The organism is Wenxinia marina DSM 24838 (assembly GCF_000379485.1).
Classification (GTDB): domain Bacteria; phylum Pseudomonadota; class Alphaproteobacteria; order Rhodobacterales; family Rhodobacteraceae; genus Wenxinia; species Wenxinia marina.
The window spans coordinates 1-21,327 of sequence record NZ_KB902297.1 but is presented as its reverse complement, the minus strand read 5'-3'; the positions used below and the strand labels follow the sequence as shown (position 1 = coordinate 21,327).

18 protein-coding genes and 4 pseudogenes are annotated in these 21,327 nt (G+C 67.2%); 6 read left to right on the top strand and 16 right to left on the bottom strand.

Features of this window, described 5'->3' with window-relative positions; genetic code table 11:
• Positions 1-46 precede the first annotated feature (46 nt).
• From A37W_RS0112685 to A37W_RS0112665, 5 genes are all read left to right on the top strand, one after another.
• Entirely contained in the window at positions 47-808 is a 762-nt protein-coding gene (locus A37W_RS0112685; protein WP_156169361.1) for a TetR/AcrR family transcriptional regulator, read from the top strand.
• Between the two features lie 71 nt (positions 809-879).
• Positions 880-2,586: a thiamine pyrophosphate-binding protein gene (locus A37W_RS21865; protein WP_018303411.1), complete on the top strand. Its 1,707-nt coding sequence runs from the start codon at positions 880-882 to the stop codon at positions 2,584-2,586.
• On the top strand, positions 2,540-4,126 hold the full coding sequence (locus A37W_RS0112675) for a bifunctional 3-(3-hydroxy-phenyl)propionate/3-hydroxycinnamic acid hydroxylase (RefSeq protein ID WP_211206636.1): 1,587 nt from the start codon (positions 2,540-2,542) through the stop codon (positions 4,124-4,126). Before A37W_RS21865 ends, A37W_RS0112675 begins: the two co-directional genes overlap by 47 nt.
• 19 nt (positions 4,127-4,145) lie before the next feature.
• Positions 4,146-4,973, top strand: coding sequence for a fumarylacetoacetate hydrolase family protein (locus tag A37W_RS0112670; RefSeq protein WP_018303409.1), 828 nt, complete (start codon positions 4,146-4,148; stop codon positions 4,971-4,973).
• Position 4,974: 1 nt separating this feature from the next.
• Positions 4,975-5,874, top strand: coding sequence for a VOC family protein (locus A37W_RS0112665; protein WP_018303408.1), 900 nt, complete (start codon positions 4,975-4,977; stop codon positions 5,872-5,874).
• 211 nt (positions 5,875-6,085) lie between these two features.
• Here the strand turns inward: A37W_RS0112665 and A37W_RS21860 are convergent.
• From A37W_RS21860 to A37W_RS24340, 15 genes and pseudogenes are all read right to left on the bottom strand, one after another.
• A pseudogene (locus tag A37W_RS21860) lies at positions 6,086-6,399 on the bottom strand (IS6 family transposase); the annotation flags it as partial.
• A 298-nt stretch (positions 6,400-6,697) separates the two neighbouring features.
• Positions 6,698-7,621, bottom strand: coding sequence for an aldose epimerase family protein (locus A37W_RS0112655; RefSeq protein ID WP_157236487.1), 924 nt, complete (start codon positions 7,619-7,621; stop codon positions 6,698-6,700).
• A 2-nt stretch (positions 7,622-7,623) separates the two neighbouring features.
• Positions 7,624-8,712, bottom strand: coding sequence for an ABC transporter ATP-binding protein (locus tag A37W_RS0112650; protein WP_018303406.1), 1,089 nt, complete (start codon positions 8,710-8,712; stop codon positions 7,624-7,626).
• Between the two features lie 8 nt (positions 8,713-8,720).
• Positions 8,721-9,782, bottom strand: a complete 1,062-nt coding sequence (locus A37W_RS21855) for a hypothetical protein (RefSeq protein ID WP_018303405.1) — start codon at positions 9,780-9,782, stop codon at positions 8,721-8,723.
• 19 nt (positions 9,783-9,801) lie between these two features.
• A complete protein-coding gene (locus A37W_RS0112640; RefSeq protein ID WP_018303404.1) occupies positions 9,802-10,695 on the bottom strand; it encodes a carbohydrate ABC transporter permease in 894 nt (297 codons plus the stop codon).
• A complete protein-coding gene (locus tag A37W_RS0112635; RefSeq protein ID WP_018303403.1) occupies positions 10,692-11,591 on the bottom strand; it encodes a carbohydrate ABC transporter permease in 900 nt (299 codons plus the stop codon). Before A37W_RS0112635 ends, A37W_RS0112640 begins: the two co-directional genes overlap by 4 nt.
• A 117-nt stretch (positions 11,592-11,708) precedes the next feature.
• Positions 11,709-13,028: an extracellular solute-binding protein gene (locus A37W_RS0112630; RefSeq protein ID WP_157236486.1), complete on the bottom strand. Its 1,320-nt coding sequence runs from the start codon at positions 13,026-13,028 to the stop codon at positions 11,709-11,711.
• A 53-nt stretch (positions 13,029-13,081) separates the two neighbouring features.
• Positions 13,082-13,747 carry a GntR family transcriptional regulator gene (locus A37W_RS0112625; RefSeq protein ID WP_018303401.1) on the bottom strand — a complete coding sequence of 222 codons (666 nt, stop codon included), beginning with the start codon at positions 13,745-13,747 and terminating at the stop codon, positions 13,082-13,084.
• Positions 13,748-13,927: 180 nt separating this feature from the next.
• Positions 13,928-14,737, bottom strand: a complete 810-nt coding sequence (locus tag A37W_RS0112620; protein WP_018303400.1) for a sugar phosphate isomerase/epimerase family protein — start codon at positions 14,735-14,737, stop codon at positions 13,928-13,930.
• Positions 14,734-15,693: a sugar phosphate isomerase/epimerase family protein gene (locus A37W_RS0112615; RefSeq protein WP_018303399.1), complete on the bottom strand. Its 960-nt coding sequence runs from the start codon at positions 15,691-15,693 to the stop codon at positions 14,734-14,736. Before A37W_RS0112615 ends, A37W_RS0112620 begins: the two co-directional genes overlap by 4 nt.
• A gap of 26 nt (positions 15,694-15,719) precedes the next feature.
• Positions 15,720-17,009, bottom strand: a complete 1,290-nt coding sequence (locus tag A37W_RS0112610) for a TRAP transporter large permease (RefSeq protein WP_018303398.1) — start codon at positions 17,007-17,009, stop codon at positions 15,720-15,722.
• Complete coding sequence (locus A37W_RS22880; RefSeq protein ID WP_217621209.1) at positions 17,006-17,530, bottom strand: TRAP transporter small permease; 525 nt, start codon at positions 17,528-17,530, stop codon at positions 17,006-17,008. Before A37W_RS22880 ends, A37W_RS0112610 begins: the two co-directional genes overlap by 4 nt.
• Positions 17,531-17,536: 6 nt before the next feature.
• Positions 17,537-18,511, bottom strand: coding sequence for a TRAP transporter substrate-binding protein (locus tag A37W_RS0112600; protein WP_018303396.1), 975 nt, complete (start codon positions 18,509-18,511; stop codon positions 17,537-17,539).
• On the bottom strand, positions 18,508-19,254 hold the full coding sequence (locus A37W_RS0112595; protein WP_018303395.1) for a GntR family transcriptional regulator: 747 nt from the start codon (positions 19,252-19,254) through the stop codon (positions 18,508-18,510). The genes A37W_RS0112600 and A37W_RS0112595 overlap by 4 nt, the downstream gene beginning before the upstream one ends.
• Before the next feature lie 64 nt (positions 19,255-19,318).
• Positions 19,319-19,432, bottom strand: a pseudogene (locus A37W_RS24340) (ATP-binding protein); the annotation flags it as partial.
• 135 nt (positions 19,433-19,567) lie between these two features.
• Between A37W_RS24340 and A37W_RS21845 the strand changes: the two are divergent.
• Positions 19,568-19,711, top strand: a pseudogene (locus A37W_RS21845) (transposase); the annotation flags it as partial.
• A gap of 366 nt (positions 19,712-20,077) precedes the next feature.
• Here the strand turns inward: A37W_RS21845 and A37W_RS21840 are convergent.
• Positions 20,078-21,319 (bottom strand): annotated as a pseudogene (locus A37W_RS21840) (IS256 family transposase).
• Positions 21,320-21,327: the final 8 nt, after the last annotated feature.

Sequence of the window (21,327 nt, the reverse complement as noted above, 5' to 3'; positions counted from 1 at the left end):
CCGACGCCGTCTGCCTCAAAGTTTGAACACACGATTAAATACTCGGGTGGCTGCGTCAAGGGATGTTTTGCATCCCGGTGCGCCGGGCTATGCTCGAGCCCACCAGGATCGGAGGCACATTGACGGGATGGCACGAACCAACTCCAACTCCGCCGCGACCCGGCAAAGCCTGATCGAAGCCGCGGCCGACAAGTTCGCCGAAAAGGGCTTCCGGGCAGTCTCCATCCGGGACATTGCTGGCGCGGCCGAGGTGAACCCGGCGCTGATTGCCTACCACTTCGGTGGCAAGGAGGGCATCTTCGAGGAGGTGATCCGCGCCAGCGCCGCGGACCATGTCGCGCAGCGCATGCACGACCTGACGCGCGCCCGGGCGAAGGGCGCCGAAATCGGCCTCGAGGGCCTACTGCGAATCTATCTCGAACCCCTTCTGAACAAGAAGAAATGGAGCTCGAACAGAGCGAATTTCGCCCGCCTGCACGCAAGCCTGATCAACGAAAGATCGGAGGTCGCGGAAGAGATCGCCGCCCGTGCCTTCAACACCGTCAACCTCGCCTTCATCGACGAAATCTGCGCCGTCCTGCCCCACCTGCCGCGCGAGGTCGTCATCTGGCGATTCTATGCGATGATCGGCTCTCTGCTATTCTTCGACACCCGCCCCACGCCACCGGGCCTTCTCGTCGTCTCCGGCGGGAAATGCGACAGCTCCGACGGGGGCGAGGTCTACCGCCAGATGATCCCCGTCCTGATCGCCGCCTTCTCGGCGCCCGCGCCTGAAGCGAAGGCCGCTGGCCAGGAACAGACAGCCTGACCGCCCGACTTCTTGCCATTCTTTGATCACGCGATTAACCTCCGCCCGACGCGACACGAGGGGGGAGGACCATGGAACGTATCTGCGCTCAGATCGTGATCGATTGCCTGGCGCTGTCTGGCGTGACGAAGGCCTTCGGTATCGCCAGCGGCAAGATGATGCCGCTGATGCGGGCCCTCTCGGAACAGAACCGGATCCGCTTCATCGGCGTGCGACACGAGCAGGCTGCGGCGATGATGGCGACCGGCGTGGCGCTCGGCACCGGCCAGATCGCCTGTGCCTTCGGCGAGCTTGGCCCCGGCGGAAGCAACCTTGTGCCCGGCGTCGCCAACGCCTTCGCCGATAACGTGCCGCTGATCGTGATCACCACCGGCAACGCCAGCCATCTGACAGGCCCCGACCGCGGCACGCTGATGGACCTCGACCTGGTCGAGCTGTTCCGTCCGATCACCAAGTCGAGCCTGCGCCTCACCGACGGCCGCCGCGCCCCCGAGGTCCTGCGGCGTGCGATCCGCGAGGCGCGGACCGGCCGGCCGGGCCCGGTCCATGTCAACATCCCCGCCGACATCCTGGGCGGGACCTATCCCTACGACCCGCGGATGCTGATGGAGGATGATTTCGCTGCGGCACCCCGACCCTTCGCGGACCCCGCACTCATCGCCGAAGCCGCGGCCTGCCTCGCCGCCGGCAAGCGCCCGCTGGTCATCGCGGGGGGCGGCGTGGTCCGGTCGGGCGCGGCCGATGCGCTGATGACGGTCGCCGACCGGCTCGGCGCGGCGGCCACCGCCACTCAGATGGGCATCGGCACTGTCCCTACGGACCATCCCGCCTACATCGGACACGGCGGCATCATCGGCGGCGCCGCACTCGTCGAGGCCCTGCAGACGGCCGACGTGGTCCTCGCGGTCGGCTGCCGGTTCTCGTCGTGGCTCTGGGGCGCGAACGGGCCGCTGATCGCGGCGGACGCGCGCCTCGTCCAGATAGACACCGATCCCGCCGCCTTCGGCCGCAACGTCCCCGTTACCGTCGGTATCCATGCCGACGCGAAGGCCGCGCTGACGGCCTTGGCAAACCGGCTAAACTCGCACACGCCCCCCAAGGCCGTGACCGGATGGCGCGACATGCTGACCACACGGCATCGGGCCGAGCTGTCCGAGTCGGCGGGTGCGGGGCCTGTCGATGGCCTGCCCCATCCGGCCCGCTACGCCGAACTCCTGAACGAGATGCTGCCGCAGGACGCGCTCGTGACCTACGACGGCGGGCACACGACCTTCTGGCACAACGAACGACTGTCGGCGCCCGCGCCGCGCACCCGGTTTCACGCCCCCGGGCTGGCCCTGCTAGGCGTCGGCCTGCCCTATGCCATCGGGCTGAAGGCCGCCTATCCGGACCGGCAGGTGATCTGCACCGTCGGGGACGGCAGCGTGGGCTTCACCGTCCAGGAACTCGACACCGCCCTGCGCTACCGCCTCCCCGTAATCACCGTCGTGCACAACAACGCGGCGTGGGGAGTCATCCGCGCAGGGCAGCAGAAGCACGGCTTCGACTTCGAGACCGACCTCTCCGGCACCGACTACGCGGCCATCGCCCGCGGCTTCGGTTGCGTCGGCCACACCGTGAGGTCCGAAGAGGAGTTCCGCGCCGCCTTGTCCGCATGCTTGGCCGAAGACAGACCGAGCCTGATCGACTGCCTGACGACATTCCAGCCGCACCCCGCGATGAAGTACTTCGGTGCTGCCGGGGCCCCTCGCCCGGCCGACGTGGCGCTTCCATACTAGACCGGAGGGGGCGACAATGACCGTTCGTTGGGACACCATCATCGTCGGCGCCGGCCCGGTCGGGGTCTTCCTTGCCAACCTCCTGGGCAAGGCGGGGCTGCGGACGCTGGTGCTCGACCGTGACACCGCGCCGTACGCCCTGCCCCGCGCAGTGCATATCGACCACGAGATGGTCCGCCTGCTGGCCGACGTGGGGCTGGCGGAGGAGATGCTGCCTCTCATGCGGGCGGGCGACGGGCATATCCACATAGGCGCCGACCACGGCATGATCCGGTTCATGTCGTCCAGGGGCGCCCCGCGGCCCTACGGCTACGCCAACGACTACTTCTTCAACCAGCCCGAGCTGGAGCAGGTCCTGCGGCGCGGCCTGGGCCGGTTCGGCCACGTGACCCTGCGGCTCGGCGAAGAGGTCACCGGCGTCGCCCAGGACGACAGCCAAGCGACGGTGACGCTGGCAAGCGGACAGACCCTGGCCGCGGATTACGTCGTCGGCACGGACGGCGCTCGGTCGACGGTTCGCAAGGCCCTCGGCATCCATCTCGACGACCTCAATTTCGAGGAACCCTGGCTCGTCGTCGACGCCGAGGTGGACGGCCGGATCACCTATCCCGACCTGACCGGCATTCCAGAGAGCGCGGACCTGCAGAACCTGTCGCTCATGATGTGCGACCCGTGGCGGCCGGCCACCATCGTCCCGGGCCGGGGCAATCACCGGCGCTGGGAATTCATGCTGCTGCCGGGCGAGAGCGAAACCGTAATGGCCCGCCCCGACGTCGTGGCCGATCTGGTCCGGCCTTGGGTCCGGGACGTGCCCCATCGGATCATCCGCGCCACGACCTACCGCTTTCACGGCCTCGTGGCCGAAAACTGGCACGTGGGCCGCGTCTTCCTGGCTGGGGATGCCGCGCACCAGACACCGCCCTTCTTCGGCCAAGGCCTCTGCCACGGGCTGCGCGATGCGGCGGGGCTGGCCTGGCGGTTGCGGCTGCTGCAGGATGGCATCGCGGGGCCGGGACTGCTGGACAGCTACCAGACAGAGCGCGACACTCAGGTCCGTCACGTTATCGGCGCCGCGGTCGAGGCCGGCCGCTACATCTGCGAACTGGACCCGGACAAGGCCGCGGCGCGCGACGCCCGCCTTCGCGCGCAAACCGGTATCCGCAGCGCCGCCGAACTGATTGCGCCCCTGCGTTCGGACATCATTTGCGACAACGCGGGCGAGCGGTTCATCAACCCAGCGGCGGGCGACGGCCGGATGCTGGACGACGTGACCGGCCGCGGCTGGCGTCTCTTGCGCGCGGCCCCGGTCCCGGCGGTCTCGCCGGTCCTGGACAGCCTCGGCGCCGTCACGATCGACCTTGCTGCCCTGCCGGACCGGGAGGGGCATCTGGACGCGTGGTTCGACAGCCGCGATGCGGCGGCCGCGCTGGTGCGTCCGGATTTCTACGTTGCGCTCATCGCCCGGGACGCGGACGATCTGGACGCACGACTGACCGCGCTCGGAACCGCCATGGACCTGCGCCTGCCCGGCACCGCCTGACCACCTAAGGAAAGACACCATGCGTTTTGTCAGTTTCACCAGGGACGGAGCGGCGTCCTGGGGCCGCATCGGCCCCGACGGCGCGATCATCGACCTTGGCGCCCATGAGACCGACCTGAAGTCCGCGATTGCTGCGGGCAAGCTGTCGGCCGACCTGGACGGGCCCTCGCTGGCCCGCGGTGAGGTCCGGCTCCTGCCCATCGTCCCGAATCCGGCCAAGTTCCTCTGCGTCGGACATAATTATGAGTCCCACCGGGTTGAGACGGGCCGCGACCCGACCGACCATCCCTCCATCTTCACCAGGTTCGCCGATACGCTGATTGGGGCGGACGATCCGATCGTCCGCCCCACCGCCTCGACGGACCTGGACTACGAGGCCGAACTGGCGGTGGTGATCGGACGCGGCGGGCGCAACATCCCCGAGGCCGAGGCGATGGACCACATCGCCGGCTACACCTGCTTCAACGATGCCTCCGTCCGCGACTGGCAGTGGCACAGCCGTCAGTTCACCCCCGGCAAGAACTTCCCCGGTACCGGCCCACTCGGGCCGGAATTGGTCACGCCGGACGAGATCGACGACCTTCCATCGGTGCGCGTCGAGTCGGTCCTGAACGGCACCGTCATGCAGAGTGCGACGCTCGACCACATGCTCTTCCCGGTCCCGGTGATCATCGCCTACATCTCGCAGTTCACCCCCCTCGCCCCCGGCGACGTGATCGCCACCGGCACGCCCGGCGGCGTCGGTGCCAAGCGGACGCCGCCGGTCTGGATGGCCCCCGGCGACACGATCGAGGTCCGTATTTCCGGTGTCGGCACCCTTTCGTCGACGGTGGTGGCGGAGGCCTGACGTGACGAATTTTCCCCTCTCCGGCCTGCGCAGCGTCGAGATCGAGGTGCCGGACCTCGACGCGGCAACCCGCTTCTACACCGATGTCTGGGGCCTGATGCCGTCCGCTTCGCCCGGAGGCGCCAAGGGCACGGTGCACCTGCGGGGCCATGGCACCGATCCTTATCTGCTGTCCCTGACGGGCGGGCCCGCTATCGCGGTGCGCAGCGTGACCTGGCGCGCCGCAGAGCGCACCGATCTCGAGGCCCTTCGCGCGCGCATGACCGCGGCGGGCGGCACCGACGCCACGCCCGTCGCCCCCGTACCGGATGCCGGCGGCGGCACCGGCTTCACGATCCGCGACCCGGGGCAACGGAAGCAGCGCATCGTGCAGGGCGACACACCCGCCGCCCCGGCGCCGAACGATGCCCACCGCCCGGCCCGACTGGCCCACGTGAACATCAACAGCGCCGACCTCGACCGCGACATCGCCTTCTACCACGACGCCTTCGGCTTCCGACTGACCGATCGGTCCGGGATGATGGGCTTTCTGCGAACGAATGTGGATCACCATGCCCTCGTCCTTGCCAAGGCGACGGTGGAGACGATGAACCACGTGGCCTTCCTGCACGAGAGCGCAGAGGACATGATGAAGGCCGGCGGGAAGATGTGCGACGCCGGCTATTCCATCGGCTGGGGTCCCGGCCGGCACGGGCCGGGCGACAACGTGTTCCTCTACTTCGTCGACCCCTTCGGACTGGTGATCGAACACACCGCCGAGGTCCTGCCGGTCGACGACAGCTACCCGGTGGGCGGGCCAGAGGACTGGACATGGCCGGCCGGACGAACGGACCAGTGGGGCATCGCGCCGCCGAAAAGCAAGGAATGCAAGCGAGCGCAGCTTAGTGTTCGGTTCAAGTGAAAACAATTACTAACGCAGACCAAACAGGTTCGGGCAACGGTAGTGTCGGCTCTGTCAGATTAGTCGCTGGTGGCCGTCCGCTTCCGCCCTGCCCCGCTCCGGGCTGGACACAGGACCATCATCGCTTGGCTCAAAGCGAAGAGGAGCACCAGGAGATTCACCGATCGACCGCATCTCTACTCTGCCTCGCGAGGTTCTTCTGACAAGACCCCTCGCCCTCGTGGTCGACCGCGCGCAGCGGTAGTGGGTCTTGCCGTTGATCTTCACGAAGACCTCGTCAAGGTGCCACTGCCATCTGCTGGACCGCAGGCTCTGGATCCGTCTCCGCCGAATCTCCGCCGCGAACATCGGCCCGAACCTGTTCCACCAGTAGCGGATCGTCTCATGGCTGACCTCGATCCCGCGCTCATGCAGCAGGTCTTCGACATTCCTGAGCGAGAGCGGGAAGCGGGCATACAGCATCACCGCCAGGCGGATGATCTCGGGGCTGGTCTTGAAGTAGCGGAACGGGTTCGGCTGGGTCATCCTGTGACGCCAGGTGGGCGCCCTGCCCCGCTCAAACGGTTCCTCTGACAGTCCCCCCTGAGTACTGGATCGCTTGCAGCTGAAGTCCTGCTGAAACCAGAGCCGACGCCCACCCCGCAAGGGCCGCGCGAGCATTCGGGTGCGTCGGTGCGGTGTTCCGGGCTGGTCTCGACGTGGTTGAACGGGCCCGCTGCTATCCCAAGTGCGCTACCCTGCCCCAGGTGGTTCCGGCCACCCTCCCGACCGCCGGCGCCGCCCCCTCCAACCCGGCCCGAGCCATCGGTCGGCAGGTGCGCGGTCAGGCAAAGCGGTATTCGATGAGATGGTCGTAGGGTGCGCCGGGCGTCAGCAGGCTGGAGGGAAAGTCGGCGCGGTTCGGCGCGTCCGGCCAGCCCTGCGGTTCGAGGCACAGGCCGGACCGGGGGCCGAACCGTCCTCCGCCGACCTTGTGGCCGGTGTAGAGGTGCAGGCCGGGCTGCGTCGTCGAGAGGGTCAGGCGGGTACCGCCAGCGGCCAGGGTGGCGACCTCGCGCATCGGCTGCGCAGGGCGCTCTCCGATGCAGAAGGTGTTGTTGAACTCCGCCCCGCCGACCCGCCGCGGATCGCGGAAATCGTACGGCGTGCCGGCGACAGGTGCCGGTTCCAGAGGCACCAGCGTGTCCGAGGCGGGAAGGTACCGCTCTGCCGCGATGCAGACCACGTGGTCGTCGATCGTCCTCGAACGGTCGAGGTTGAAATAGGGATGATGGGCAAGGCTCAGGATCGTCGGGGCCGACGTGACGGCGCTGAGCGTCAACCGCAGGATCGCCGGCGCGGCCACGGTATAGGTCGCCCGCACCGTCACCGCCCCGGGGAAGCCCCCCTCCCCGTCCGGGCTGTCGATGCGGAACGTCACGCTCGCGGGTCCGGCATGCTCCACGGTCCAGACCCGCGTGGCGAAGCCCCGGCTTCCGCCATGCAGCGTGTTCACCCCGGCGTCGTTGCGCTCGAGCGTCAGGACCTGCCCGGCGACGCAGGTGCGGCCACCGGCGATGCGATTGGCGAAGCGACCGATCACCGCCCCCGAGAACAGCGCCTGTCGCGCGATGTCCGCATCGTTGAAATCGAGGATCAGCGGATGGTCGCGGCCGCCGAGCCGGAGGTCGATCAGGCTCGCTCCGAAGGGATGGACCCGCGCCACGAGATCCCCCGCCGACAGGAAAACGGACCCAGGCGCGCTCACCGTCACTCTAGCCTTCGGCCGCTCGTGGCGTCGAAGAAATGGAACTCCCCCGGATCGGCGCCGACCCGGACCGTGGTGTCGGCGGCGTACCGTTCCTTGACGCGAGACAGGATCATGATGTTCTCGCCGCCGCCATGGGCCCCGTCTCCTCCGGACAGGAGGGTCGCGGCCAGGAGCGTCTCGGACCCCATCGGCTCCACCACCCTCAGGCGGCACTCGCCGAAGGCGGGGCCAACGCCGCCGACATGCAGCGACTCCGGGCGCACGCCGAGGACGACGGGATCGGACGTGACCGGGGCGTTCGCGGCGAGCGGTATCCGTGCGCCGGCGTCGCTGAGGAACGCGCTGTCCTCGATCCGCCCGTGGATCAGGTTCATCGAGGGCGAGCCGATGAAGGCGGCGACGAAGAGCGAGGCGGGTTTCTCGTACAGGTCCATCGGCGTACCGGCCTGCTCGATCCGGCCGGCGTTCATCACGACGATGCGGTCCGCCATCGTCATCGCCTCGACTTGGTCGTGGGTGACGTAGACGGTGGTCGTGCGCAGTCGCTGGTGCAGCTCCTTGATCTCGGAGCGCATCTGCACGCGCAGCTTGGCGTCGAGGTTCGACAGGGGCTCGTCGAAGAGGAACAGCTTGGGATTGCGGACGATCGCGCGGCCCATCGCCACGCGCTGGCGCTGGCCGCCGGACAGCTGCGCCGGCTTGCGTTCGAGCAGCGACACGAGGTCGAGGATCTCGGCCGCCGCCTGCACCTGCCGGTCGATGTCGCCCTTCGGCGCGCCGGCCAGCTTCAGCGAGAACGCCATGTTCCGCCGCACGGTCATGTGCGGGTACAGGGCGTAGGACTGGAACACCATCGCGATGTCCCGCTCGCGCGGGGGGAGCCGGTTGATGACGAGATCGTCGACGACCACGTTGCCGGACGAGATGCTTTCCAGCCCCGCGATCATGCGCAGGAGGGTGGACTTGCCGCAGCCCGAGGGGCCGACGAGGATCACGAACTCGCCGTCGGCGATGTCGAGCGACACGCCGTGGACGACCTCGAACCCGCCGAAGGACTTGCGGACGTTGTCGATGCGGATGGTGGACATCGGCCCGCTCAGTCCGTGACGAATGAGGCGCCGCCGCGGGCGGAACTGCCGGTCACCTCGGCCACCGCGTCGAAGAAGGCCTTCTTGTTGTTGGTGTTGATCGCCCAGTTCACCGGCGGCGACTGGTAGCCGTCCTTGTAGTTGTTGTCGCCCTGGTCGTAGAAGCCCCACGGCGCGTACTCGTCCAGCGCGGCGAACAGGTTGATCGTGCGCGCCGAGTCCTCGTTGATGACGATCGGCATCGGGCGGGCCTTGTAGGCGGCCCTCTCGCGGACGCCGCGGACGACGGCCCGGGTCCCCCTCATGTCGTGCATGTTGGTGTGGACGATGGCGAAGTCCGACACTTCGAGGACCGCTTCGGTGGGCAGGCCCGGCTCAAGCGCCTTGTGGTAGCTGCCGCCGGCGAACGACGTGGCGACCAGCAGGCGGCGGCCCTCCTTCTCGCGGCCGCGGGCCAGCGCGACCAGCTCGTGAACTCGGGCGGGACCCAGCAGATCATACTTGTAGTGCGGGATGTCGCACTCGTTGTTGATCTCGACGAGGATGTTGCCGAGGCCGGTGTCCAGCAGCCAGTCCGTCGCGTTGACGACGCCGGCGCGGATCGCGTCCTCGCCTTCCATGTACTTGTCCTGGCCGAAATAGTAGTAGCCGACGATCACCACGATCCCGGCCGCGTCCGCCGCCTTCAGAAGACGCGACAGGCGGTCCATGTAGGCAGGCTTCAGCTCGCCCCAGGGGTCGATGGCGCTGTTGATCCAGGGCTGCGCGCTCTCGGTCCGGAAGACCGGCATCCCGCCCTGCAGGTTGATGGTGACCGCCGTACAGCCGTGGGCGCGGTAGTTCGGCAGCTGCTCGATGAACTCGGCGAGGTTGCGCTCGGGGTCCCACGTGCCGGTGTCGGGATAGGCCCAGCGCGAGGCGGTATCCGGGTTCTCGTCGTCGAAGATCGCCTGCACCATGCGGGTGTTGAACAGCAGGCCCTCGACCGGGCTACCCTTGTAGCTGCGGCCCTTGTGCGTCGGCTCGCCGTCGATGAGCCATTTGGTGCCGTCGATGGAGATGGTGGTCATGTCTGGGGTTCCTTGAAGGTCAGGTTTTCACGGCGCCGGCGGTCAGGCCGCCGACCAGCCAGCGCTGGACGAAGAAGAAGAGGATGAGGGCCGGCAGGGTGGAGATGACGCAGGCGGCCATGAACGCGTTCTGGTAGTTGCTGACGCCGCTCTCGGTCGCGAACTCGCCGATGCCGACCTGGATCGTCTTCATCTCACCCGAGGACAGCAGGAGCGACGCCCACAGGAAGTCGTTCCAGGCATTGAGGAAGGTGAATACTGTCACGGCCGCGATGCCGGGTAGCGACACCGGAAGGATCACCCGCCAGAACGCGCCGAAATAGGTGCAGCCGTCCATCATTGCCGCTTCCTCCAGCTCGGGCGGGCAGGACGTCTGGAAGTAGCCGCGCAGCAGCAGCACCGCGAACGGAATGGAGAAGCCCACGTAGGCGAAGATCATGCCCGAGAAGGTGTTCAGCAGGCCCATGTCCTGGATCAGGAAGTAGACGGGGAAAATCCGCGTGACGCTGGGGATCAGCTGGGTCAGCAGGATCAGCGCGAGGATCAGCGTCGCACCCGGGAAGCGGAACCGCGCCAGGACATAGGCCGCCATTGCCGAGAGCGCGGCCGCGATGACCGCCGCCGCGGTCGAGACGTAGAGCGAGTTCGCGATGTAGCGCCAGAGCGGGATCAGCTGACCCGCCAGGTCGTACGGCTCCACGCTGGGGTTCTCGGGCAGCCAGACCGGCGGGATCGCCTGCACCTCGAAGTTGGTCTGGAACGAGCTCTTCAGCATCCAGAACAGCGGCAGCAGGATGAAGACCAGCAGGAGCGCGAGCACCATCAGGATCACGATCCGCGTAAGCAGGTCGATGTGCCGGTGCGCGGAGACGGCGATTTCGGGCGCGCGGCGCAGGCCGGCGGTGGCGGTCATCGCAGGTCGTCCTTGTATTGCAGGCGCAGGTAGATCGCGCAGATCACGCTGGTCATCGCGAGGATGATGCCCGAGGCGGCGGCCGCGTTGTCGAACCGGAAGAAGGCGAAGCCTTCCTGGTAGGACCAGACGGCGAGCACGTTGGTCAGGTTTCGCGGCCCGCCCTGCGTCATGATGTAGTTCATCTCGAAGTGGCCGAAGCCGTTCATGAACAGCAGCGCCAGCAGGACCATGAGCACCGGCCGCAGCATCGGCAGGGTCACGTGGCGGAACTTCTGCAGGATGCCGGCGCCGTCCATGTCGGCGGCCTCGTAGAGGCTCTTGGGGATCGACTGCAGGCCGGCGAGCAGGAAGATGATGACGAACGGCAGGCCGTTCCACACCCGCACCGCGACGACCGACATCATCGGGATCGAGAACGGACCCCAGGTCTCGGGATCGGTGAGGAAGCGGATGTTTCCGCTCGTCCAGCCGAGGTCCCGCAAGACCGCGTTGATCGGGCTGCGCTCGGTCTGGAGAAGCCACATCCAGATCGCCGAGGCGACGACGGGCGGCACGAACCAAGGCGAGAAGATCAATGTCCGGACGACGGCTCGGCCGCGGAACTTCGCGTTCACCACCTGGGCGAGGAACAGTCCCATCGAGACGACGATGCCGACCGCGAGGATGGTGAAGATGACCGTCTGCGAGATGGTCTGCAGGAACCGGTCGTCGGCCAGGATGGTGCGGTAGTTCTCGAAACCCACCCATTCGATCGTGTCCCGCTGGCCGGCGAGCAGATCGTACGACTGGAAGCTCATCACCATGGATGCGAGCATCGGATAGATGCCGAGGAGCGCGGTCACGAGGAGCGCGGGCGCCACCATGAGGTAGCAGAAGATGTTCTTCTCGTTCATCGAGGATCGTCCCGGGGGCACGAGGGGGAGGGCGGCGACGGGCGGGCGGGACCTGGGCCCCGCCCGCATTCAGGCGGCCGGCGGGGCCCAGGGAGGATCCGCCGGCCGCCCGTCGGATCAGGACCGGTCGAGTTCCGCCTGCATCCGCTCCTGCGCTTCGGCGATGGACGCGTCCATGTCCTCCTGCAGGACGATGACGTCGTACATCAGGTCGTAGAGGATGCCGCCCGGCTCGGGCGTGGCGATCGCGGACCAGGCCGGCGCAGGATGCTGCGAGGTATGCGCGTCCTGCAGCGCCTCGCCCACCACGATCTTCCAGGGCCGGTCGGACCAGAACTCGGACGCCATCACCTCGGGCTTGGTCGAGACGGTCCCGGCCGCCTGGGCCAGCCGCAGCATGTTCTCGTCGCGGGACATGTATTCGATCAGCTGGACGCACTCCTCGACGTGGTCGGAGCCGCGCAGGACGCCGAAATAGCCGGCGCCCGAAAAGCTGTCGCTGTTCTCCGGGCCCGCGGGCGAGGTGGCCATAGCCCACTGCCCTTCGAGTTGCGGATAGTCGCGGTCGAGCTCCACGCCCCACGCCTGCTCGGCGCTGCCGACCATCGCGAGCTGGCCGTTCACGAACAGCGGCTGCGGATCGTAGCCGGCCTCGAGGCTGTCGGGATTGACCACCTGATGCTCCCACATCAGGTCGCGCATGAAGGTCAGCGCGGTGCGCATCGCCTCGTTGTCGATCGTCGCCGTCTGGCCGTCGTCGGTCATCATCGTTCCGCCGGCCTGCCAGTAGTAGGGCAGCAGCCAGGAGACGACGTTGGTGGCAGTCCCGTAGGCGAAGCCCCAGCGTTCCACGTTGCCGTTCTCGTCCCGGACGGTCAGCGCCTTGGCGTCCTCGACGATCTCGTCCCAGGTCTGCGGCGGGCCGTCGATGCCGGCCTCCTCGGCGAAGTCGGTGCGGTAGATGAAGGCCCGGATGTCGCCGCGCCACGGAATGCCGTAGAAGTCGTCCTGCCACAGGACGTCCTGAAGAGCGCCCGCGTAGAAGTCCTCTTCCAGCGTGGGGAAGTACTCGTCGCGGTACTCGTTCAGCGGCATCGGGCCGTGCTGGTCGCCGCCGATGGCCGAGAACGAGTGCAGCCAGTACATGTCGGCGCAGTCCGGCGCGGCGCCGCCCTGCGAGACGGTCAAGTACGTCTGGAAGGCCGAGCCCCACGGCACGATCTCGTGCCGGACCTCGATCCCGGTCTCTTCGGTGAAGCCGTCGATCAGTGCCTCGACCTCGCCTTTCCAGTTCAGCTGGTCGCCGTAGGTCATGGTCCAGAACTCGACGGCATCCTGCGCCGTGGCGGAGCCTGCGGCGATGGCGGCGGTCGAGCCCAGCACGACGGCGAGCGCGGTTCTCCTGAGTATGGTCATGTCGATTCCTCCCTTGGTCATGGTGGCTATTCCCGCGTCTTCCGCGCGGCCGGGGTCGGTCTTGAAATGGGGAATCAGGCCGGGGGCGGCTCCCCGGCGTCGGTCCTCTGCCGCAGGATCGCGATCGTGCGGCGGATGTGGTCGATCATGGCCCGCTCCGCGACGTCGGGATCGCCTGCCTCCAGCGCGTCGATGATCTGGATATGCTCGCCGAAGGTCTCTTCGGGGGCGCGCAGCAATCCCTGCGCCAGCGACATCGCCATGATGAGGTGCAGCGATTCCAGCATCCGGCCGAGGGGATGATCGGTGACGAGGTTGGTCAGGTAGGTGTGGAACTCGACATCCGCGTCGCGGTAGACGTCGCGGTCGTCTCCCTCCACCGCCGGCTTCACCGACGCCATGAGGGACCGCAGGTACAGGATGTGCTTGCGCTCGATCGTCGGCGCCAGAAGTCGGCAGGTGAGCCCTTCGAGCACGGCCCGCATCTCGAACACGTCTGCGATCTGCCGGGGCCCGAACTCCGCGACGAATGCTTCGCCTCGCGTGGTCAGCTTGATGAAATTCTCCCGCTCGAGGCGGGCGATGGCCGAGCGCAGCGGCGTCCGGCTGACGCCCAGGCGGACGGCCAGATCCTCCTGCACGAGCTTCTCGCCCGAGACGAGATGGCCGCCGAGGATCATCTGCCGCAGTTCGCGGTAGCAGTGATCTTCCAAGGTTTCGCTGGTCAGGGGCAGGCGCATTATGCCGTCCATACATCGTATACAGTGCGTTCAGGATTCACCGTATACAGTGAACGCGAAGGGCGTCAAGCGGCTTCAACCGGAATTTCCCGAGTATTCTCATGTGCTTGAAAAATGCCTGCTCCAACGCCGATGAGGGCGCCCTCCGGCGCCCGTCCTGGCCGTTGTCGCGGCGACGGCTCAGAACGCCAGCGTTGTCCGCATGTAGTCGAGGCTCTCCTCGAGCCAGGCGTGCTCCTTCGCACGCGCCGCTTCCATATCGTCTTCGCGAGGGAGCCAGTGCTCGTACAGCACGCTCATCTCCGGCTGATGCGCCACCGCGGCCAGGACCGCGGGGCCGTCGCACCGCCCCTGCCCCATCGGACAGCCGTGGATCACGAAACCGACGCCATAGGGGTCGGGCACGATTACGTAGTCCTTGAGATGCAGGTTGATCGCGCGGGGCGCGAGCAGGCCGACCGTCTCGGCCGGCCATTCGCCAGCACAGATCGAGTTGGCGACGTCCAGACAGACGCCCAAGTCGGGATCGTCCACCGCGGCCAGCAGCTGCACCATCCGCGGCGACGGATAGTTGAAGTGGTTCTCGATCGCGATCCGCAGACCTGCCGCGCGCGCCTCGGGAATGAGCCGATGGAAGGCGGCGGCGAGGTCGGGGACGGGCTTCGCCGCATCCGGGCCGTCCAGCGCGACCCGCAGGATGCCGGCGTCGATCCGCCGGCCGATGCCGATGTAGCGGCGCACCACGTTCTCGTCGAACCCCTGGCAGCCGAGCTCCAGCGCGATCCCCGCCTCCCGCGCCGCCGCCGCCAACCGGTCGAGATCGGCTTCGGGCAGCGTGTGGAGCGGCAGGTTGTCGGCATACTGGACGACCGCGAGCCGATGCTCACGCGCGACGCCCAGAAGGTCGAAGGCCGTCATCGGACGGGGCGGATTCAGCCCCTTGTGCCCGATCGACCAGCGGAACGTGTAGGACCCCAGACCGAGCTTCACAGCAGGCCCTTCACCAGGTCGCGCATGGTCCATTGCGGCAGCCCGCCGGCGATGCCCTGGCGGATCGTCTCGGGCCCGATCTTGTCGAGCAGAGCGTCGAGGTCCTCCATCATCTCGAAGGTGGCCGCGATCGCCTCGCCGCCGTCGCCCGACCGGGTGAATACGTCGTAGGCCACCCACCCGTCGTAGCCGATCCGGCGCATGTAGTGCAGCGTCTCGAGCGTCTGCCACAGGTGGACCGACGCGGGCAGCATGTCCCAGTCGGCGCCGCGATCGTTGTCGTTGAAGTGGATGTAGAACAGCCGGCCCGCATCGTTCGCGTGGGCGATCTCCGCGCCCGGGCATTCGCCCGCGATCAGCGCGTGTCCCACGTCCATCGTGACGCCGAGGTTGTCGGCCCCGACCCGGTCGCAGAAATGCAGGGTCTTTCCCATCGAGGGCAGAATAATGTGGTTCTTGCTCTCGTAGGCCTTGTACTCGATCGACAGCTTGATGTCGGACCGGTGCGCAGCGGCCTCGCCGAAGCACTCGATCGCCCATTTCCACTGCTGGATGTGGTCCGCCTGGAAGGCGTAGTCCCAGCCGTCGATCAGCGGGCAGACGGTGATCATCCCGGCGCCCAGCTCGGCCGCCAGGTCCATCGCCGTCGTCATGTACTCGACCGTCTCGCGGCGGATGCCGGCGTCGGGGCTGGTGAAGGAGCCATCGCGAAACTTCGCCTCGGTCTTGATGTTCACGTTCACGGCCGAGACCGACAGTCCGCTCTCCTTCATCACCTTCGTGCCCGAGCCGTCCTTGCCGAGGTCTTGGGGATAGACCGGCTCCACCCCGTGGGTCCGCGGGATCGACCTGGCGATCTCCAGCCGCTCGGCGAGGTCGCGGTTCGGCTGATACTGGTGGAACCGGTCGCGATAGAGGCCAAGGGTGCCGAGGAGGATCGAGTTCTTGTAGGTCATGGGGTCCGCTCTTTCGGATGGAGGCGTCAGCGCGCCGCGGGAAGGTTCGGAAGGAAGAGCACGATGTCCGGGAACAGCGTGATCAGGGCGAGGACGGCGAGCTGCACGGCGAGGAACGGCCAGATGGCGCGGCAGATCTGCAGGATCGAGACGCCGGCGATGCCGCTCGCGATGTAGAGCGACAGGCCCACGGGCGGCGTGACGGTCCCGATCATCAGGTTCACCGTCATCATCACACCGAAGAAGACCGGGTCGATGCCGAACTCGCGCACCACTGGCAACAGGACCGGGGTGAAGACGATGATCGCCGAACCGCCGTCGAGGAAGCAGCCGGCCACCAGCAGCAGCAGGTTGATGACGAGGAGCAGCATCAGCGCGGTGCCGACGTTCCCCGAGAACCATTCGGCCAGCGCCTGGGGCAGCTGCTCCACCGTCAGGACGTAGCCGACGAGGTTGGCCACGCCGACGATGATCATCACCAGCGCCGAGTTCAGCCCGGCGCGAAAGAAGATTTCGGGCAGCATCGCAAAGGTCAGCTCGCGGTACCAGAACAGACCGACGCCGAGCGCGTAGATGGTGGCGAGCGCGGCCGCCTCGGTTGCGGTCAGGATGCCGCCGAGGATGCCGCCGACGATGATGAGCGGCATGACGAGAGCGCCCGCCGCGGCCACGAACGAGGTCCAGAGACCCCGGTATGAGAAGGGTTCGACCTCGATCTCCCATTTCGCCCGTCGGGCGCGGAAGAAGATCAGCAGCATAAGGCCCATGGTCATCATCAGGCCGGGGACGATGCCGCCGATGAAAAGCGCGCCGATGGAAACGCCCGAGCTGACGCCGTAGAGGACCATCGGGATCGAGGGAGGGATGATCGGCCCCACGACGCCGGCCGCCGCCACCGTGGCGGCGGCGAAGGACGGATCGAAGCCCCGCCGCTTCATCATCGGGATCATGGTCGAGCCGATGGCGGTCGTATCGGCCACGGCCGAGCCCGAGATGCCGGCGAAGATGGTCGAGGCGACGACGGCCACGTGGCCGAGACCGCCGGAAATCCAACCCACGAGGTAGGAGGAGAAGTTGACCAGCCGGCGAGAAATGCCGCCATGCTCCATCAGCGCGCCCGCGGCCATGAAGAACGGGATCGCGAGCATCGGGAAGCTGTCGAGGCCGGCGTAGACGCGCTGCAGCACCAGTTGCGGGGACAGAAGGTCGATCGAGGAGAGGACCACGATCGCGGCGCCGGCCAGCGCGAAGGCGATGGGCGTGCCGATCAGCAGGAAGAGGAAGAAGACGCCGAAGAGCAGGCCGAGGGTCGTCATGCCGGCACGCGGCGCAGGGCGAAGCGGGCGTGGCGGATCGCGTGGAGGGCCAGCCAGGCCAGCATCAGCGCGCAGGAAAGCAGGACGATGGCGAAGATCACCCCCATCGGCAGCCGAAGGGCGGGCGTCCGCTGGTCCCATTCGCGGAGGAGCGTGGCCCACCCCCCGCGGACGAGAAAGGTCGTGCACCAGAAGGCGAGCGCCGCCGCCACCGCCGCCGCTGCATGGCGCAGCCGCGGCGGCAGCAGGTCGACGAGGACGGTGACGGTCAGGTGCTCCTCGCGTCGGGCCAGGACGGCGGTGCCGAGGAAGACGAGGCAGATGAACAGGAAGCGCGCCACCTCCTCGGTCCAGCTGAACGGCCGGTCCACGACGAACCGAGAGGCGACCTGAAGGGCGACGACCAGGATCATGCCGGTCATCGCAGCGACGATGGCCCACCGCATCGCGGACAGGAGCATCGCCTCGGCGCGTGCGAAGGGTCCCGGCGCCGGGCCGGCAGGGTCTGGCAACCGGGACATGTCGGCCTACCGCGCGTCGTCGATCAGCTGGAACCAGTTCGCGGCCTCGTCGCCGAACTCGGCGATCGCGTCCTCGCGCAGCGGCGCCACGAGGGCGGCGAAGGCGGCGCGATCGGGCTCGGTGACCTGCATGCCCTGCCCCTCCAGCTCGGTCAGCAGCGAGGCGTCGTCCGAGGCGACCTTGTCCCGCTGGACCTGCTGCGCGTCGATCACCGCCTGGCGGACGATCTCCTGATGCTCGGGCGACAGCTCCTCCCACAGTTCCTCGGAATAGAGGACCATGTGCGTCAGGTGCAGGTGCCCGGTCAGGGCGAGGTGGTCGTTCACCTCGGAGAAGTGGGCGCTGTAGATGTTCGACAACGGGTTCTCCTGGCCGTCGACGACGCCCTGCTCCATCGCGGTGTAGAGCTCGTTGAACGCCATCGGAGTCGGGCTCGCCCCCATCATTTCAAGTGTGCGCAGGTGGTACGTCGACTGCGGGGTCCGGATGCGCAGTCCCTGCAGGTCCTCCGGCGCCTCGACCGGCTGGACGGAGTTCGTCAGGTGCCGCATCCCGGCCTCGAAGAAGCCGAGCAGTTCCACGCCGTGCGCCTCGACCTTGGCGGCGACCTCCTCGCCCAGCGGCCCATCGAAGGCGCGGAAGGCGTGCTCGCGGTCGTCGAAAAGGTACCCGATCTCGAGCGCGCCCATCACCGGCTCCCACGAGCCGAAGAACCCCGTCGTCACCCAGGTCATCTCCAGCGTGCCGGACCGGAGCTGCTCGACCATCTCGCGCTGATTGCCGAGCTGGCTGTCGGTGAAGACGCGAACGTCGATCTCGCCGTTCGACCGTTCCTCGACCAGGCGCTCGATCTCGCGGGCGCCGACGTTCTCGGGGTGATCGCCCGAGACGACCGTCCCGATCTTGATCGTCACTTCCTGCGCGGAAAGCCCCGCGCCGGTCATCGCCAGGATGGCGGCCGTCACCAGTGTCCGTGTCATCTCGTATCCTCCCGTGAGATTTCTCGTTCGCCGCCCTTCGGCGGTGCGCCGGGAACCGAGGCCCCGAGCGCGCCGCGGCCCCGCTCCTGCCGCTCGATCAGCGCCAGCAGCTCGTTCGTGGTCCGTTCCCAGTGGTTGCGGTACAGCGCCTCCAGTCGCGGCGCGTCCGCTGCGACGAGGCGATCGTACATCTCCCGGTGTTCCTGCGTGGACCGGACAGGCAGTTCGCGCAGCCAGAGGGCGAAGAACCTCGCCCGATCAGTCAGTCCCCGCTGGGCGTGGTACAGGCCAATCAGCCTGGGGTTCCCGCAGATGTCGACCACTCCGAAATGGAAGTCGGTGTCGGCGACAACCCAGCGCTCGCGGTCCTCCACCGCGATTGCCGATTCCATGCGCTCCACCGCCTGAAGGACCGGTGCAAGCAACTCTACACGGTCGTCGCGCTTCGCGACGGTCAACGCGGCTTCAAGCTCAAGTGCTTTCGTAAGCTGGTGGATGTCCTGCACGTCCTTTTTCAGGAGCGGCAGGATCCGCGTCCCCTTGCGAGCCAGGATCTGGACCAGCCCCTCGGTCTGCAGCCGCAGAAGAGCCTCGCGGATCGGCGTCCGACCGTACCCCATCCGTGCCCCGAGCTCCCTGTCCGACCAAAGCGAGTCCGGGGCGAGGCGCCCCACAAGGATAGCCTCACGCAGATCGGCATATGCGGTATCCGACTGACTAGCAGGGGTGTCATTCAAAAACATATCTCATCTCGTATATTAGTTCGTATGTGTTTGCTAGGGTCTTTTGCCCATGTTGAAGGGAAGGGTCAGCCTCGAGCTGGTTCACGAGGTCGACGACGTTGAAGAAGCGGCCGCGGGTGCCGCTGCGGATCAGCGCCCGGGCGACGGCAATCGCGAGACGGGTTCTCGAGCAGCCTGTAGGGGATCACCCACCCCTCGATGATCAGCAGCAGCGGGTCGCAGCGATTACCCTTCGCTCTGCACCTGAAAACTGGACCGCGTAAAGCTGGAGTTTTCGGCTACGCTTCCCTGGCTGGGACAGGAGCGGAATCGGATGAAGGCATCGAGGTTCACGGAGGCGCAGAAGGCGTTCGTGCTGAAGCAGGGTGAGGAAGGGACGCCGGTCGCGGAGATCTGCCGCAAGGCGGGGATCAGCCAGGCGACCTACTTCAATTGGAAGAAGAAGTATGGCGGCCTGCGCCGGCCGTGCCGAAGGCTATGTTGCCCGCCTTCTTCCCCTCGCCCTGCTCTCGCCGCGCATTCAGGAGGCCATTGCTCAGGGGACCAGCCGGTCGATCTGACGCTGGAGTGTCTGTCACGGACCCAGCTCCCGCTCGACTGGGAGCGCCAGGAGGCGATGGCCGGGCTCCGGGCCTGACCGAAGCGATCTTCGCAGGCTGAGCGCGCCACACCCTGCGCGGTATTGCTTCCCTGAAGAGGGCAGAAAATTCCCTGTTCGATCCGGAAAATTCCCTGTTCGAGCACATAGGGAATTTGCCGACAAGCCACTGATTGATCACGTCCGTCAAGCTGGTGTAATTTCCCGGATGGCCTGAGGGCATGATCAGGCGGCTTCGGTGGTGATGCTGAGAATGGGGTCGATCTCCTCGGTGTCGATCTGAGCGAAGGCCTCGACCATCATGTAGCGGCTCGAGGTCTGCCATTCGTCGTTCTGCTCGAACAGGACTGCGCCGATCAGGCGCAGGATCGATGCCTCATTCGGGAAGATCCCGACGACGTCGGCGCGACGCTTGACCTCCTTGTTGAGACGCTCGATCGGGTTCGTCGAGTGCAGCTTGGTGCGGTGCTGGCGCGGGAAGGCCAAGTAGGCGAGGACGTCGTGTTCGCTGGCATCCATTAGGTCCGCGAGCTTGGGCCAGCGGGCACGGAGTTGTTCGGCCACGTGGCGCCAGGTCTCGCCGGCATGCTTGCGGTCGGGCTGATCGAAGGCCTGGCGGATCGCCGCGGCGACGACGGTGTGCTGCCCCCTTGAGACATGCGCGAGGGCGTTACGCATCCAGTGAACCCGGCATCTTTGCCACGTCGCCTCGAGGACGCGGCCGATGGCGGCCTTGAGCCCGGTATGGGCGTCGCTGATCACCAGCCGCACGCCGCCAAGGCCGCGGGCCTTCAGCGAGCGCAGGAACTCGGTCCAGAAGGTCTCGGCTTCCGACGGACCGATGCCGAGACCGATGATCTCCCGGCGGTCCTCGGTGTTGGCGGCCACGGCGATTATGGCGGCGACCAGAACGATCCGACCGCCCTGGCGCACCTTCAGGTAGGTGGCATCGAGCCACAGATAGGGCCAGTCGCCGGTCAACGGCCGGTTCAGGAACTCGCCGACCCGTTCGTCGATGGTGAGCCATGGGTCGCCATCGGTTCAAGAACCATGGCGAACGCAGAGCTTCGACACCGTGCTCTTGGAGATGCCGCTCAAGCCCATCGCCTGCACCAGGTCGTCGACGCGGCGGGTGGAGACACCGCCGATCCAGGCCTCCTGGATCACAGCGACCAGAGCCTGCTCGGAGGTCTTGCGGGCCTCGAGGAAGCCCGGGAAGTAGCTGCCGGTCCGCAGCTTCGGCACCCGCAGGTTCAGCGTGCCAAGGCGNGTATCGAGAGCGCGATCCCGATACCCGTTGCGCCAGGTCGTCCGCTCGCCGCTGCGCTCATGCCGACCGGCGCCGATCAGGCCGTCGACATCGGCCTCCATCAGCAGCTGAAGGACGGCCTCCGCGATCGAGCGCAGGAAATCACCCCGATCGTGCTTTGCCAGCAGCTCGGTAAGGTCCATGTTGGGCTTGGTCATCGGGGTCT

Coding starts and splice junctions, on each gene's coding strand:
- A37W_RS21865 (WP_018303411.1), top strand. CDS start 880: ATGGAACGTATCTGCGCTCAGATCGTGATCGATTGCCTGGCGCTGTCT.
- A37W_RS0112670 (WP_018303409.1), top strand. CDS start 4,146: ATGCGTTTTGTCAGTTTCACCAGGGACGGAGCGGCGTCCTGGGGCCGC.
- A37W_RS0112650 (WP_018303406.1), bottom strand. CDS start 8,712: ATGTCCACCATCCGCATCGACAACGTCCGCAAGTCCTTCGGCGGGTTC.
- A37W_RS21855 (WP_018303405.1), bottom strand. CDS start 9,782: ATGACCACCATCTCCATCGACGGCACCAAATGGCTCATCGACGGCGAG.
- A37W_RS0112640 (WP_018303404.1), bottom strand. CDS start 10,695: ATGACCGCCACCGCCGGCCTGCGCCGCGCGCCCGAAATCGCCGTCTCC.
- A37W_RS0112635 (WP_018303403.1), bottom strand. CDS start 11,591: ATGAACGAGAAGAACATCTTCTGCTACCTCATGGTGGCGCCCGCGCTC.
- A37W_RS0112630 (WP_157236486.1), bottom strand. CDS start 13,028: ATGACCAAGGGAGGAATCGACATGACCATACTCAGGAGAACCGCGCTC.
- A37W_RS0112625 (WP_018303401.1), bottom strand. CDS start 13,747: ATGCGCCTGCCCCTGACCAGCGAAACCTTGGAAGATCACTGCTACCGC.
- A37W_RS0112615 (WP_018303399.1), bottom strand. CDS start 15,693: ATGACCTACAAGAACTCGATCCTCCTCGGCACCCTTGGCCTCTATCGC.
- A37W_RS0112610 (WP_018303398.1), bottom strand. CDS start 17,009: ATGACGACCCTCGGCCTGCTCTTCGGCGTCTTCTTCCTCTTCCTGCTG.
- A37W_RS22880 (WP_217621209.1), bottom strand. CDS start 17,530: ATGTCCCGGTTGCCAGACCCTGCCGGCCCGGCGCCGGGACCCTTCGCA.
- A37W_RS0112600 (WP_018303396.1), bottom strand. CDS start 18,511: ATGACACGGACACTGGTGACGGCCGCCATCCTGGCGATGACCGGCGCG.
- A37W_RS0112595 (WP_018303395.1), bottom strand. CDS start 19,254: ATGTTTTTGAATGACACCCCTGCTAGTCAGTCGGATACCGCATATGCC.